The sequence below is a fragment of the Burkholderia sp. IO2 genome, from assembly GCF_029522185.1.
Lineage (GTDB): Bacteria > Pseudomonadota > Gammaproteobacteria > Burkholderiales > Burkholderiaceae > Burkholderia > Burkholderia cenocepacia.
Window position 1 is genome coordinate 1 of the sequence record NZ_JAKWFH010000048.1, and the last position, 14,214, is coordinate 14,214.

Annotated in this window: 12 protein-coding genes; 5 read left to right on the plus strand and 7 right to left on the minus strand. The window is 68.3% G+C overall.

Annotated elements, in window-relative coordinates; translation table 11 throughout:
- The coding region (locus tag MMB92_RS26275; protein ID WP_277563038.1) for a TolC family protein at positions 1-598 on the plus strand (598 nt) is incomplete at its 5' end.
- A 104-nt stretch (positions 599-702) separates the two neighbouring features.
- Here the strand turns inward: MMB92_RS26275 and MMB92_RS26280 are convergent.
- The 3 genes from MMB92_RS26280 to ampC form a co-directional block, all read right to left on the minus strand.
- Positions 703-1,605: a LysR substrate-binding domain-containing protein gene (locus MMB92_RS26280; protein ID WP_200061853.1), complete on the minus strand. Its 903-nt coding sequence runs from the start codon at positions 1,603-1,605 to the stop codon at positions 703-705.
- Positions 1,606-1,804: 199 nt separating this feature from the next.
- Positions 1,805-2,716, minus strand: a complete 912-nt coding sequence (locus MMB92_RS26285; protein WP_006497951.1) for an NAD-dependent epimerase/dehydratase family protein — start codon at positions 2,714-2,716, stop codon at positions 1,805-1,807.
- Between the two features lie 264 nt (positions 2,717-2,980).
- The gene (gene ampC, locus MMB92_RS26290; protein ID WP_006485212.1) at positions 2,981-4,150 is read right to left on the minus strand and encodes a class C beta-lactamase; all 1,170 of its coding nucleotides are present in this window, start codon (positions 4,148-4,150) and stop codon (positions 2,981-2,983) included.
- Between the two features lie 611 nt (positions 4,151-4,761).
- Here ampC and MMB92_RS26295 point away from each other — a divergent pair.
- From MMB92_RS26295 to MMB92_RS26305, 3 genes are read left to right on the plus strand one after another with little or no spacing between them, the layout of a single operon-like run.
- Complete coding sequence (locus MMB92_RS26295; protein WP_163122446.1) at positions 4,762-6,069, plus strand: hypothetical protein; 1,308 nt, start codon at positions 4,762-4,764, stop codon at positions 6,067-6,069.
- Positions 6,063-6,845 (plus strand): DUF1266 domain-containing protein, encoded by a 783-nt coding sequence (locus MMB92_RS26300; RefSeq protein ID WP_200061852.1) that lies wholly within the window; start codon positions 6,063-6,065, stop codon positions 6,843-6,845. Before MMB92_RS26295 ends, MMB92_RS26300 begins: the two co-directional genes overlap by 7 nt.
- Positions 6,846-6,859: 14 nt before the next feature.
- Positions 6,860-8,848, plus strand: a complete 1,989-nt coding sequence (locus tag MMB92_RS26305) for a DUF4034 domain-containing protein (protein WP_233633718.1) — start codon at positions 6,860-6,862, stop codon at positions 8,846-8,848.
- A 46-nt stretch (positions 8,849-8,894) separates the two neighbouring features.
- On the opposite strand, the gene MMB92_RS26310 is transcribed toward MMB92_RS26305, so the two are convergent.
- A complete protein-coding gene (locus MMB92_RS26310; RefSeq protein ID WP_048988535.1) occupies positions 8,895-9,704 on the minus strand; it encodes an alpha/beta hydrolase in 810 nt (269 codons plus the stop codon).
- A 72-nt stretch (positions 9,705-9,776) separates the two neighbouring features.
- Positions 9,777-10,262, minus strand: a complete 486-nt coding sequence (locus MMB92_RS26315) for a hypothetical protein (protein WP_200061849.1) — start codon at positions 10,260-10,262, stop codon at positions 9,777-9,779.
- 410 nt (positions 10,263-10,672) lie between these two features.
- Between MMB92_RS26315 and MMB92_RS26320 the strand changes: the two genes are divergently transcribed.
- Positions 10,673-10,807, plus strand: coding sequence for a hypothetical protein (locus tag MMB92_RS26320; RefSeq protein ID WP_006767081.1), 135 nt, complete (start codon positions 10,673-10,675; stop codon positions 10,805-10,807).
- Here the strand turns inward: MMB92_RS26320 and MMB92_RS26325 are convergent.
- Positions 10,761-11,081 carry a beta-mannosidase gene (locus tag MMB92_RS26325; RefSeq protein WP_185716441.1) on the minus strand — a complete coding sequence of 107 codons (321 nt, stop codon included), beginning with the start codon at positions 11,079-11,081 and terminating at the stop codon, positions 10,761-10,763. The genes MMB92_RS26320 and MMB92_RS26325 overlap by 47 nt on opposite strands.
- Before the next feature lie 49 nt (positions 11,082-11,130).
- Positions 11,131-13,626, minus strand: coding sequence for a glycoside hydrolase domain-containing protein (locus tag MMB92_RS26330; protein ID WP_200061848.1), 2,496 nt, complete (start codon positions 13,624-13,626; stop codon positions 11,131-11,133).
- Positions 13,627-14,214: the final 588 nt, after the last annotated feature.

Here is a 14,214-nt window from a genome sequence, read left to right on the forward strand (position 1 = left end):
GCCCGCGCCGGTGTGGACCGCCGCCGCGCCGGGCATCGGCACGCCGGCCGACCTGCTGCGCCGGCGGCCCGACGTGCGCGCGGCCGAGGCGCGCGTCGTCGCGGCCTATGCGCGCATCGGCGTCGCCGAGGCCGACCTGAAGCCGCACCTGCAACTGATCGGCGTGATCGGCGCGGCGATCGACGGTTTCTCGGGCGCGTCGCTCGCGCGTTCGCTCGCGTGGATGGCCGGCGCCGGCGCGAGCGCGCCGTTGTTCGACGGCGGCCGGCGCCGCAGCGTCGTCGCGTTGCGGCGCGCACAGGCCGACCAGGCACTCGCCGCCTATCGCACGGCGGTGCTGACGGCCGTCGGCGACGTCGAGACATCGGCGGCCGCGACCGCCCGGAATCACGGCCGGACCGAGCGCCTCGAGCGCGCGGTGTCGAATGCGCGTGATGCGTATACGCAGATCAACCGGTCGTGGCGCAGCGGCGAATCGGCGTTCATCGATACGCTGGAGGTGCAGCGTACGCTGCTCGCGGCCGAGGATTCGCTCGCCCAGGCGCGCACCGAGGAAACGTTGAGCCGGGTCAGGCTGATGAGTGCGCTGGGGCAGTAAGCACGCGGTTCGCTTCGAGCGATGCGCAAAGGGCGACGGGTTCGATGTCATGCGAACCCGCCGCCCTTTTTACGTCGCGTGAACCCGTGCGGGCGGCATCGACGTCAATCGATGTCGCCGCCTGCCTTCAACGGCGCGCTCACATAGTCGAGAAAGCTGACGATGCGCGACGACAGCGTCGTGTTGCGATAGAACACCGCGTGAATCGGCTGGCGAAACTCGATGGTGTCGTCGACGAGCAGTTCGACGAGGCTGCCATCGCGGCGATGCGTGCCCGTCATGTAGTCGGCGAGGCATACGATGCCCGCGCCATTGAGCGCGAGCGTCAGCAACGTCTCGCCGCTCGACGCCTGCAGCGCCGGATGAATGCGGTACACGTCGCCGTCCGCGGTGCGCAGCGGCCAGTGGTTCAGCGTCTCCGGCTGCACGAAACCGAGCAGCGTATGGTTCGCGAGATCGGCGACACGCGTCGGCACGCCGGCTTTCTCCAGATAAGCCGGACTCGCCAGAATGCGCAGCCGGCTGCTGCCGAGCCGGCGTGCATGCAGCGTCGAATCGCGCAGCTCGCCGATCCGGATTGCGACGTCGGTGCGCTGTTCGAGCAGGTCGATGATCTCGTCGCTCGTATGCAGTTCGACCTCGATCGCCGGGTACGCGTCGCGAAAGCCCGGCATCATCGGCGCGATCACGTGCTGCATGAACGGCATCGCCGCATTGATCCGCAGCCGCCCGGCCGGCGTCTCGCGCTGGCTGACGATCTGTTCCTCGGCGAATTCGACCGACGCGATGATTTCGCGCGCGTAGTCGAGAAAGAGCTTGCCCTCCTCGGTCACTTCGAGGCGGCGCGTGGTGCGGCGGATCAGCGTGGTATCGAGTTTTTCCTCGAGGCGTCGCAGGATCCGGCTCATCACCGAGGTCGGCTGGTGCAGTTTGTCCGCCGCCCCCGTCAACGAACCGGTATCGGCGATGGTCACGAACGCGAGCATCTCGTCGAGGGTCGTCTTCATGGTCGGCAGTCGTCAGCGGTGTCAGGAACCGCCACGATAGTGCCGCCGCGCCGGTTTGATAAGCGGGCGCGCGTGCGAATCACAGTTGATTTCGATTCAATAATTCGCGGCGAATATTGTCCGAACAATCGGGGGTGAAGCGGGAGGCCGGCCACGCCAACACGCGCAGCTTTTCGTCAGACGACGCGAAGCGGCCGTGTCAGGCCGCGACGGGCATCTCGTCGCGAATCCAGTCCAGCATCGCGCCGTGCTTCGGCGCCCATCCGAGTTCCCGCCGCGCACGCAGCGCCTTCACGCGGCTGTTCGACGCGAGCGAGAAATGCGCACGCGAGTGACCGAGCGCCTGCGCGGCATCGGCGACGTCCCATTCGACGACCGAGCGCAACCCGAGCCGCGCGGCGAGCGCACGGCCGATCTGCGCGAACGACGCTTCGCCGTTTTCCGCGTAGTAGAACCCACCCGGTGGCGCCGCATGGACCGCACGCAGATACAGATCGGCGACGTCGGCGACGTGCACGTTCGACCAGCGGTTCAGCCCCTTGCCGATCACGCGCACCGCGCCGGCATCGCGCGCGATGGCCGCGAGCAGCGGCAGTTGCGCGCTGTCGCGACGCAGGCCGAGGCCGTCGCCGTAGATCATGCTGTTGCAGATCACGGCCGAGCGGATGCCGAGGGACGCGGCCGACATCACGAGCCGGTCGATCGCGCGGCGCTCGGCCTTCGCAGGCTCGACGATCGGCGTCGTTTCGTCGAACACGATCGCGTCGCCGTGTGCGCCTTGCGCATCGTCCGCGATCACGCTCGTGCCGCTCGTGTGCAGGAACGTCTTGCCCGAGCCGCTCAGCGCCGCGATGATCGTTTCGACGGCCTCGCGGTGATCGCTGCTCGCCGCGTTGACGACGCAGTCCGCGTCGCGCGCGAACGCGTACAGCAGCGCCGTGTCGTCGAGCGTGCCGACGACCGGCATGATGCCGGCCGCCGCGAGCTTCGCGGCGTGGCTGCCATCGCGCGTGAGCCCCGTGACGACGTGCCCTGCCGCGACGAGCCGCGCGGCCACCGAGCCGCCGATGTAGCCGGTCGCGCCCGTCACGAATATCCTGATGCCTTTCATCCGCTGCTCCGGAGGCGAAACGGGCCATGCGGCGCCCGTCCCGCGAAATGTCGTGCGTCGCAGTATCGACGGCCGGTGCCGACGGCGGAAGGCGTGAATCGCTAAAACAGTTTTGCGCGCGGCGGGATGATGGGCCGCGTCAGGCGAAGCCCGCTTCGACCGGCGTGCAGCCGTCGGCCGCGATCTCGTGCCGCCGGCCCGAGCCGCCGACCACGGGCTCGCCCGCCCGTCATGAACGCTTCCCGACGGGCGGGCGCGACAACGTTACCGCGCGTCGCCGAGCGACCCGAGAATCCGGTAGGCGGCCTTCACGCGCTCCTCGATCGGCACGTTGCCGTTCGCGAGCATCACGATCCCGATCCGCTTCGCGGGAACGAACGCGACGTACGTGCTGAAACCGCCGGTCGAGCCCGTCTTGTTGATCCAGGTCGCCGGGTTCGGCGCGAGCGGCGGCTGGATCGCGCTGGCCGGCACCGCATCGAACAGCATCTTCGGCGCGTTGCCCGCCAGCAGCGTCGGCAGCGCGACCGGGTACGGGTACTGTTCCCAGATCAGGTCCTGCGTCAGCGGCCCCGCGCGGAAGTAGCCGGTGTGCGTGCGTTCGATCGCGCGCTGCAAGCGCGGCGCGGTGTGGATCATCCCCATGTTCGCCTGCACGAAGCGCAGCAGGTCGGCCGCCGTGGTCCGCACGCCGTAAGCCGGTTGCCACAGCATGCCTTCCGTCATCCGCACCGGCTTGCCGTCCTTCGTGTAGCCCTGCGCATAGTCGGCCATGCGCGCGGCGGGCACGTTGATGTACGTATGCGTCATCCCGATCGCGGGAAAGAGCCGCTGCTCCATCAGCGTCGCGAAATCCTGGTGCATCGCCTTCGCGGTGAGCCAGCCGAGCATGCCGATCGCGACGTTCGAATACTTGCGGTGCGTGCCCGGCGCATACGCGGGCCGCCACGCGTCGAGATAGCGGATCAGGCCCGCGTCGTCGCGGATGCTGTCCGGCACCTGCAGGGGCGTTCCGCCGGGCGTGTGCGTGCCGAGCTGGAGCAGCGTCACGACGCCGAACGGCTTGCCCTGCAGCTCGGGCAGATATTTGCCTGCAGGGTCCGCGAGCGACAGTTCGCCGCCCTCCTGCGCGTCCGACGCCAATGTCGCGGTCAGCGTCTTGCTGACCGAGCCGATCTCGAACAGCGTGTCGCCGGTCACCGGCTTGCCGGTTTGCTTGGACATCACACCGTAGTCGAACACGTACGGCTTGCCGTCGGCGACGATGCCGATCGCCATGCCGGGAATCGCGTACTGCTTCATCAGCGGCGCGATCTGGCGCGTGACGGTGTCGCGGAGGTCGTCCTGCGTGACGGCGGCCGCGCGACCGGCCGTGGCGGTCGCGCATGCGGCGACCAGCAGGGTCGCGGCGAAGCGTGTCGCATTGAATCGCATGGGGGCGGTTCCTTCTCTTTCCGATGGTTGCATGGACAACAGATCCGGCCGCGCCGCGCGAAAAAGGTGGCGACCGGCCTGTCGAAGCAGGACTATCCGCTACCGCCCGGCCGCCAACAATCGACGATATGTTGCGCGAGCCGAAAGAAAAACTTATGAGATAAGTGGAAGGCGGGAACGAGGCCGCCGTCATGGCCGGGCCACTCACCCGTTTTCCGGGAAAACCTGCCGGTTTTAACAGCATCGAATCCGGCGGCCGGGTGGCGCCGCGTCGAAAATCGATGAAAAAGAGATAAGTCTTGTCAGATCCAGCGGCGCCGGCCAGCCGCGTGATTGATTCATCCGCACGGATCGAAGTAGACTCGCGAAAGCCAAAAATAAAATCCGACCTGAGAGAATCCATGAATCGCCCTATCCCGCTCGCCCGCTCCCGCGTCATCGGCTCCCGCGCGCTCGCGTGACGTTCACGCACTGATCGACCTGAACCGGAATACGCGACGCCAGCGCGTTCTTGCGCGCGCATGTTCGCCGTTTCGCCGTTGAGCCAAAAGAACCGTCAGGGTCCTGCGCGCACCGCCCGCGCACGCCCTGCCCGACCGGAGAGTGAGCCCGTGACCGAAACCGTGGCCGCGTCGGCCTATCGGCCGCGCGACGTCGTCAATGCACCCGACATCAAGGCAGCGATCGCCCGCCGCAGCACCGAGCGCGACGATCCCGCCGAGATCCGTGCGTGGCTCGGCAACCATTTCTTCCGCTGGGTCGTCGGTGCGTTCGAGCAGGCGCAGCCGCTCGATTCGCTCGCCGATTACCGCGCACTCGCCGGCGCCGACCGGCCGGCGCCCGAATGGCTCGTGCGCCGGTTTCGCGCGCAACCGGCGTCCGCGGCGTCTGCCGCTCCCGGCCCGGCGGCCAACGCTGTGCCGCTACCCGCCGCCGAGCCCGCGCCGCTCTACTTCATCGATCCCGAGCACATGCTGCTGATCGACCGCGAACGCGTGCTGGTCGAATTCCTGCGCTCGCGCGCCGGCACGCGGCTCGCGCAGAAACTGCAGCGCATCACCTGCGCGATGGCGCTCGACATGTGGGAACGCGAGCACCAGCGGATGCAGGCGCGCCGCGACAAGGGCTGGGTGCCGAGCAGCGGCCTCGCGCTGCGCGAGGTGCTGCGCACGCCGAACGGAATCGTGTTCGAATTCGTCGGCAGCCATGCGGCGCTGCGCGAGGAGCTCGCGTACGAGTCGTACTACATGCAGCACTGCCTCGGCCAGTTCGCGGATCGCCGCCGGTTGCGCGGCGGCTACGGCGAGCAGTACGCGCAAGCCGCGCAGGACGGCCGGCTGCGCCTGTTCACGCTGCGCGGCGCGGGCAACCAGCCGCACGTGACGATCAGCCTGCAGGTCAGCGGCGACGGCCTGCGCATCGACCAGATCAAGGGCAAGCAGAATCGTCATCCGGTGCGCCGCTATGCCGACGACGTCCGCCAGTTCCTGCGCGCGCTCGCGCCGCGCGGCGAGCGCCATCCGGATTGCGAGGGCATGGGCCTCGTGTTCGAGCCGGACGCGCCGGGCGCGGCCACCGGCGCCTGGACCTTCGTCACCGACGTGCGCTCGCCCGACCATCTGCTGAGCGTGATGAGCGACAACTTCCACCTGATCGAGCATTTCGAGCAGCCGCCGGCCGTGCTGCAATGGCTGCTGCTGCGCAACGCGCCCTATGCGCTCGGCCAGCTGCGGCAGATCGATCCGGCCGTCGCGGCGGCCGCGCGCCACGCATTGCCGGCCGATGCGCTGCCGGCCGCGCGCGCACCGAATGCACCACCGGCCACGACCGCATTCGAGATCGAAGGCATCGCGATCGATCCCGCGCTGTGCGCGGCGTTCGCGTTGCCCGTGCCGGCGGACGGGAGCCCGTCATGCTGAAACTGCTGCTCGGCGCGGTCGCGCTGTGGCTCGTGTGGTACGTGTGGCGCTCGTTCCGGGTCGCCGCGCGGATGGTGCGCGAAGTCGACGCCGACCAGGCCGCGGGCGCCGACAGCGCGGTGCCGGTGCGGCAAACCACGGCCGTTCGTCTCGCGCATGCGCAGGCCGATCAGGCGCCGCCGAACCGCCGTCGCTGGGCGCTCGCGCTGGCCGACATCCTGTTGATCCGCAACGGGCTGCGCTGCGATTGCGACGATCTCGTCCATGCGCTGCCCGATTCGCAGCGCGAACGGCTCGCGCGCCAGGTCAGGCGCGAACTCGACCTGCCGGCCGACCTGCCCGAGTGGCAGATCGTGCAGCGCGTGCCGTCGATCCTCGCGGGCTGGATCCGCGGCGTCGGCCGCTCGCACGACGGCTTCTACGAACAACTCGCCGCCGTCGGGCGCGTGCGCGACGCACTCGCGTTCGACTGCGCGCGCACCGCATTTCTCGTGCGCTGCATCGCGCTGCTCGGCTGGACGTCCGAACAGCACGCGTGGGTCGTGCTGCTGCTCAACGCCCAGCGCGCGCAGGACAGCTTCGACAGCTGGGAAGACTTCGGACTCGCGTATGCGCGGGCGCGCCAGCAGTGGCTGCGCGGCAGCGGCCAGGACGGCCCCGCGTCGTCGCGCGCCACGCAGGAAGTGCGCGAGTACCTGCGCAATCCGTCCGGAAACTGGCTTTCGCTGCCGTGGAAGCGCTACCGCATCTTCGATCCTCAACCCGTTTCGTCATGACCGCCGATACCGACATGTCCTCCGCTTCCGCCGACCTGATTCCGCCCGCGACATCCCGCTGGTTCATTTGCGACGTCGACGCGCTGCTGCGCGCGGGCGAGTTCGCCGCGCTCGACGCGCAACTCGATGCCGCGCTCGCCGCGAGCTTCGACGATCGCATCGCCGAAGGGCGGTACGTCGACGCGCTGCCGGCCGACGTGCAGTCGTGCCTCGACGCCGGCGCCGAGGGCCTCGCGCGCCTGCGCGCGTGGCAGGCCGCGAACCCGCGCTCCGCGCACGCGTGGCTGTGCGAAGCGCATTACTGGCACCACTGGGCCTACGAATACCGCGGCGGCGGCTGGGCCGAAACGGTGACCGAAGCCGGCTGGATCGGCGCGCATGCGTGCGCGACGTTGACGCTCGTCGCCGCGCTGCGCGCGCTGGCGCTCGCGCCGACGATGTGGAGCGCGCCAATGGTGATCTTCACGAGCGTGTCGTCGTTCGGCGAACCCGAGTGGCTGGCGCAGCTCGTGCGCGAGCGCCGCTGGCCCGTCACCGAACTGCAGCTGAACGCCGGCGCCGACGACGAAGCCACGCGCGCCGAACTGCAGCAGATGTTCGCGCGTTCGGGGCTGAATCCCGACGTGCCGGTCGCCTGCCCGCCGGCATTTCCGGACGCGTTGCCGGGCCCGGTCCAGGGCAAGAAGCTGCGCAAGGAGAAGTGGTACTGGATGGAGGCGACGCTGCACGTCCACCCGAAGCTGTTCTTCCCGATGCGCACGTTCATCTGGTACATGCAGCCGCGCTGGGGCGGCTCGCACGATCACATCCGCGCGTTCGTCGCGTCCGACGCGTGCGCGCACCTCGATGCGGTCGAGAAGGACCGGCTGCTGCACGAGATCTGGCGCGACGACTACGCCGGCAACACGCTCGATGCGAACGACGACGAAGACGACGCACGCCACGCGATGACCGCGACGCTCGCGCGTGCGCAGGCCGCGCTGCATCCGTATCACCGGTGGGAAACGCTGCACTGGCTCGCGTACAGCCACTTCAAGCGCAGCGAGTACGAACAAGCCTACGCGCGGCTGCAGGAAGCCGAACGCAACGAGCCGATCGACGACAACCGCGCGATGGCGATGGGCTTGCGGCTGGCGCTCGGCCTCGATCCACAGGGCGACTGGCTGCCCCGCGCGATCGAACGTGCGTCGGACGCGCGCGCCTGCACGTCGGCGATGATCCTGCGCGGTTATGCGCATCGCACCGGCACGTTCGGCTTCGCGCGGGACGACGCGCGCGGCGACGCCTGGCTCGAAGCCGCGCGCGAGAACGAGCCCGGCTCGCTCGCATGGAACCAGATCGCCACCGCGTTCGAGTATGAGAACCGGCGCCCCGCCGATGCCCTTGCCATCTGCAAGCTCGGCTACGAGGCGGGCGGCGATTCGTGCGGCTACCTGCTCGGCTGCTTCTACAAGGACGGCACGCATGTCGAGGCCGACCCGTACCGCGCCGCCCACTACTTCCGCGAATCGATGGAGGCCGGCGGCAACATGGCTGCGTACCGGCTCGGCTACACGTACCATCACATCGGGCAGACCAGCACGGACCGTGCCGAACGCGTGCGCATGCAGGCCGAGGCCGTCGAGGCCGCGCGCAAGGCACACGAGATGGGGCATACGGACGGCCTCGAGTGCATGCTGATGTTCATCGGCGACATCGAGGATTATCCGTCGCGCCATCGCTACGTCGACGAACTGCGCCGACATGCCGAAGCCGGTCACCCTGCCGCGATGGCCGCGCTGTCGTTCTTCCTTGCGGACATCAACGACAAGTCGCTGTACGACTATCGCGAAAGCGTGCGATGGATCATGGGCGCGCAGGCCATCGCACCGGACGACGAATACGTGCAGAACATCACGCGCGTCAGCCACGAGGACGGCATGCTCGGGAAGCTGCGCTACAAGCTGCAGCGCAAGCAGATCAAGGCGCACGAAATTCCGGGCGCCGACAACGCGATGGTCTGAACCCGGGCCGACGCACGCGCCCGCTCGCCGGCGGGCCGTGCGTGCATCATCCCGGCAGCCGCTCGAGAAACGCCAGCATCGCCGCGTTGAACCGTTCGGGCCGCTGCAGCGGCGCGAAATGGCTCACGCCGGGCAGGATCGTCAGCGTCGCGCCGGGGATCGTGCGTGCCAAGTACGCCGCATGCTCGGGCCGGATGAATTCGTCGTGCTCGCCTTGCACGATCGCCACCGGCACGGCGATCGCCGCGAGGTCCTGCGCGGTGTAATCGGGTTGCGTGCGCATCATTTCGCTGACGGCCGCGACGAACGCATCGAACTGGTCCGGTGTCGCGGACAGTCGCGCATAGTCCTTGCGATGCCGCGCGAAACAACGGTCGATCAGCGGGCTCGGCACCATCTCCTTCGTGCCGCCCGGATCCATGTTGCACGCGAAGAAGAACACGCCGGCCGCGCGTTCCGGTGCGCGGGCGGCCAGCACGAGCGCGATGCACGCGCCGTCGCTCCAGCCGACGAAGCGTGCACGGTCGACGTGCAGCGCGTCGAGCACGGCCAGCACGTCCGATGCCATGCGTTCGTACGAATAGGGTCGGTCGTCGCGCGTGCTGCGACCGTGCCCGCGGCTGTCGATCACGATCGCGCGGTAGCCGGCCGCGAGCAGCGCCGGCACCTGGTTGCCCCAGTTGCCGCCGTGGCCGAGGCCGCCGTGCAGCAGCACGACCGCCGGCCCCTGGCCGAACGACGCGTGCCACATGCGTGCGCCGTCGTGGTCGATCCATCCTTCCGCGTCGGCCGCCGGCAGCGGCGTGCCGCCGTGCGCGTCGAAGCGAACGAGTTCGTCGTCGGGTTCCGCATGCATCGTTCAGCCGTCCTCGAGAGGGAGACGAGCTTGCGATTGTAATGCGGGCGGCCGACGTGCCGCCGCGGGCGCTCAGGCCTGCGTCGACACCAGCCCGCCCGACGGCGAGCCGCCGGATTTTTCGAGCGCCGCCGCGAGTTGCGAGATGGCCGTCGCGAGCGCAGCCGAAATCGCGCTGGCTTCCGCGCTCAGCGACTGCTGTTCGACGGCCGCGGCCGGGTCGTCCTTCGCGCGCTGCGCCGCGGTGGCCATCTGCCGCTCCAGCGTCGCGAGCTGCTTCTGCAGCCGCTCGATCAGCGCCTTCAACTGCGCGACCGCCGGGTCTTCCGACGATGCGCCCGCCGCGCCGAGCGTTTCGCCGGTGGCGCCGGTCGAATCCTTCGTGCCGGTGGTACGGGTCGTGTCGGTCGCGCCCGTGGCGCCGGTCGTGCCCGTCGTGCCCGTCGTGCTCGCTGCATCCGTCGCGCCGCCGCTGGACGACGTCGCGGCGGGTGCGTTCGCGGTCACGCCGCTGTCCGCGAGCGGGGATCGCGCGGTCGTGGAGAAATCGATCTGCATCGTGTCGGTCCGTGTGTCGGTAAACGAAGTGACAAGGGCGAAAATTGCCTTCCAGTTCGTTTACGGCATTCGTCACACGAAACTTGAATATCGGGGCCGGGTGGATTGCCCCGCGCGCACTTCAATCGACCGCGAAAGGGCCAGATTGGCAGGCGGGCGGCGCTGGTAGAATCGCTGCTTCGCCGGTTGGATACGCACGTCGAACGCTCCGTCGGACCCGAACGCGCCACGGCCGCCGGCTTCGACTCTCCGCCCCGTTGCACGCGGCATGCACCCTGTGCCGACGCCGCAATCGCGGCTTTCCGGGTCGCCTTTTCCGTTCGTCTGCCCTGCGTCCCCCCGCTCATCCACGCGAGCGGCCAACGCCGTGCGGCATGCATTCGCTTCATCACGCATTCGAGGAACACACGATGGCCCGCATCGGCGCCTTCTGCATCACGACGTGGCTTGCCGCCGCGATTCTCTACTTCGGCCAGCACTCCGTCGCGATGATCGTGCTCAGCGGTGTCGTGGTCTTCGGCGGGTTCGATCTGCTGCGTCCCTGACGCACGTCGCGACGCGGGCACTCGCGAACGTCGCCACCGCCTGATCGACCGTCAGCGCGCGCTCGTTGAACCCGACCGGCACACCGCCGAGCCCGAGCCTGCAGTTCGGCCGATCGAGTCGCCACCCGTCGATCCGCAACGCGACGCGCGATATCGGGGCGCCGTTCGCATGCGGCAGGTCGATCGTGATCTGCCGCTTCGCGCCCGGCATCAGGTTCAGATAGTTGTCGCTGCAGAACGCCGGCAGGATTGTAGTTGTCCTCCATGATGGCATCGTCTCCGCGGATGCGCGCAGCGCAGCTGCCCTGCGGGCATCCCTGCCTTTATCGCGCGCCGACCTGGCGCTGCGTGCGCATCGCAGTCGACGCGCCGCCGGCGGTCATCTGCGTATAGTCCGCGTTCGGCCCGGACGGCGGCGTCAGGTTGTCGGCGGCCGCCCATTGCGTCGGCGTCGCGGACAGCGCGTAGCGCATCGTCCCACCGTTGGCGATCTTGCCCAGCGGCAGCCATGACCCGGCATAGTCGGCTCCATTGACCTTCAGCGACTGGATATACGGGAACGCGGCACGGCCGGTATCGTCCGCCGCGACCTGCTGATCGCTTTCGAGCCGCAGCGTCTTGCCGTTGCCGAGCCAGACCGTGATGCCGCTGAATTGCGGCGTGGACAACGCAAGACCCGCTTCCGACGGAATGACCGGGAACATGCCGAGCGTCGCCCACACGTACCAGCTCGACGTCGCGCCCATGTCGTCGTTGCCCGGCAGGCCGTCGCGGCCGGTGCCGAACGTCTGCGCCATGATGATCGGCAGGATGTACTGCGCCCCGCTCGGTTGCCCGGCCCAGTTGTAGCCCCATGGCGACTGGAACGACGGTTCGTTGCCGATATAGAGGCCGTTCGACGATTCGCCGCCGTTCAGGCTGCCCGAAGTCGGCACCGTCGAATACGGCGTCGTGATCGCGAACAGCTTGTTCAGCCGCGCGACGGCCGCCTGCTTGCCGCCGATCGCATCGATCAGCGCGGACCAGTCCTGCGCGAAGGACCAGAAGTAGTTCGGCTCCGTCGATTCGTGGAACGAACCCGGCACGAGCGTGCCCAGCGTGCCGGGCGCCGCACCGGCCGGCGGCGCGTTACGCGCGGCGATCACCTTGTTCGGGTAGTCGAAGATGTTGCGCCACCACGATGCGCGCGTGTACAGCGTGCCGATGTTGTCCGCCGTCACGCCGACCGACGGCGCGTTCAGCACGCTGGCAGGCAGCGCCTGCAGGAACGCGGCCGCCGAGCGGTCGCTCAGCACGCGCTCGATGGTCGCCGACGACGAGTGGCCGTCGTCGCTCTGCGACAGATAATGGGCCGTCAGGAAATTGGCGAGCCCCGGCGCGCTCGCGCGGTCGTTGCACGCGCTCGACGGATCGAACACCGACTGCTTCGTCAGGCGCGCGGCCGACACCAGATCGAAATCGGTCGCGCCGAACTTGTAGGAACCGGCAATCACGTTCAGCGCGTTGTCGCCCGCCATCGGCGTCGAATCGTCACTGCCGTCGACCCAGTGCGGAAACGCGCCGCACTGCAGCCCGTCGACGACGAGCGACTGCATCATGTCGCTCGCTTCCTGTGGCGCGAGCATCGCGAGCAACTGCGCCTGGGAACGATACGTATCCCACAGCGAGAAACCCGTGTAGTGATTGGCGCCGCCGCCTTGCGAGCCGTCCGGACGTTTGTACGCATAGTCCTTGACGTTCGCGGTGGCACGCTGCGGGACGGTGCCGGTCCGGTCCACCGAGGTCGGATAGCTGCCGTTCGCGTTCTTCGGCTGACGCATGCTGCGGAACTCGCCATTCGTGTCGCTGTAGAGCGTCGGCGCGCTGAACACGTGATACAGCGCCGTGTAGAACTTCGTGAGATTCGCCTTCTGCGTGGCGTTCAGCGCAGCCGGGTCCTTCGCCTGATCGATCTGGATCGTGTTGAGCCGGTCGTTCCACGCCGCGGAGGCCTTCGTCCGCGCATCGTCGAACGCCAGTTTTTCGCCCTCGGCCGCGAGGTTGGCCTGCGCATTCGACACGCTGACGGACGAGATGCCGACCTTCACGGTCACGGTCTTGTCCGCATCGGTCAGGTCGAACTGCAGTGTCGCTGCACCGTTGCTCGCGGTATTCACCGACGACGTACCCGTTTGCTTGCGCAGCGGCTTGTCGAAGGTCGCATAGAAATACACGGGAGCATTCCAGATCGTGCCGTACGGCGTGCAGAACGCCGGCGCGACCGCCTGCCCGCTCATCGACCGGCCGTCGCTGGCGAGCGCGAGCGCCACGTTGTTCGCGGTGATGCTCGTGCTGCCCGAATCGCTGTTGCCGTTCAGCTTCGCATCGATCGAGAAAAAGCCCTTGTTCTTGTCCGTGTACGTGAAGCGCGCGAGGCCGGAACGCGCGGTCGCGCTCAGTTCCGTCGTGATGCCGTTCGCGAGGCGCACCTTGTAGTAGCCCGGTTGAGCCACTTCATCCGCATAGCTGTATCCGACGCCGGCCGGTCTGCCGCCCGGCGCGATGGCGTTCGCCCCGTCGGTGGGCAGCATCGCGACTGCGCCCTGCCCCGGGCAGCCGACGCCGCTCAAGTGCGTGACGCTGAAGAAATCGATCGTACCGGTCGATCCGCCCGACGACAGGTAGCCGCCCGACCCGTTGAAGTTGTAGCGCGGCGTGTTCGGCCCGAAATCGACCATCCCGAACGGCACCGTGGCGCCCGGGTTCACGTTGCCCGCGTAGCCGGAGTCGCCGTTGACCTGCGTGCCGATCAGCGGGTTGACGAACTGGGTCAATTGCATGTTGGTACGCGTGGGCGTCGGCGTGGACGGCTGGCCCGGTTGCGCTGGCTGCCCCGGTTGTCCCGGTTGCGATGGACCCGATGTCGATGGCCCGTCCGTGCCGCCGTTGCCGGCGGTCGACGTACCGTTCACGTCATCGCCGCCACACGCGGCGAGCGCCGCACACGTCAGTGCAGCGACGATCAAGAGTCGTGGATTTTTCATTTTCGTTTAGTACCGTTAATTAAACGAATCATCCGGCGTCGACGATGTTCCGACGCGCCGCCAGGCTTGCCACCTTGCGCGGCGCGACGCCGGCTGCCCCCCAATCGGCGCCGCGCAGACTTCCGCTTGCGAATTTCCGGCGCCTGCCGCTACCGCGGCGGGCGCGGGCGTGCTGCCCACCGAATCGCCACCGCATCCGGCGCTCCCTTCCCGGGGACTTAACAGTGCCGTAACGACTGTTTATTCACCACAAGAAGTTTCCCGAATTTTCAGTTTGTTTAACTAAACAATTGGGATTTAAGTGGCTTTGAGCACAAATTGCCGGCGTTTGTTGCGTTGCAACCAGCCGGAGCGGGATGTGCGGCGACGGGCGTCCGGCGACTC

Bases quoted from the DNA above. Each gene is read 5' to 3' on its own strand.
- MMB92_RS26325 (WP_185716441.1), bottom strand. From the start codon at position 11,081: ATGCCATCATGGAGGACAACTACAATCCTGCCGGCGTTCTGCAGCGAC.
- ampC (WP_006485212.1), bottom strand. From the start codon at position 4,150: ATGCGATTCAATGCGACACGCTTCGCCGCGACCCTGCTGGTCGCCGCA.
- MMB92_RS26305 (WP_233633718.1), top strand. From the start codon at position 6,860: ATGTCCTCCGCTTCCGCCGACCTGATTCCGCCCGCGACATCCCGCTGG.
- MMB92_RS26285 (WP_006497951.1), bottom strand. From the start codon at position 2,716: ATGAAAGGCATCAGGATATTCGTGACGGGCGCGACCGGCTACATCGGC.
- MMB92_RS26300 (WP_200061852.1), top strand. From the start codon at position 6,063: ATGCTGAAACTGCTGCTCGGCGCGGTCGCGCTGTGGCTCGTGTGGTAC.
- MMB92_RS26330 (WP_200061848.1), bottom strand. From the start codon at position 13,626: ATGCAATTGACCCAGTTCGTCAACCCGCTGATCGGCACGCAGGTCAAC.
- MMB92_RS26315 (WP_200061849.1), bottom strand. From the start codon at position 10,262: ATGCAGATCGATTTCTCCACGACCGCGCGATCCCCGCTCGCGGACAGC.
- MMB92_RS26280 (WP_200061853.1), bottom strand. From the start codon at position 1,605: ATGAAGACGACCCTCGACGAGATGCTCGCGTTCGTGACCATCGCCGAT.
- MMB92_RS26320 (WP_006767081.1), top strand. From the start codon at position 10,673: ATGGCCCGCATCGGCGCCTTCTGCATCACGACGTGGCTTGCCGCCGCG.
- MMB92_RS26310 (WP_048988535.1), bottom strand. From the start codon at position 9,704: ATGCATGCGGAACCCGACGACGAACTCGTTCGCTTCGACGCGCACGGC.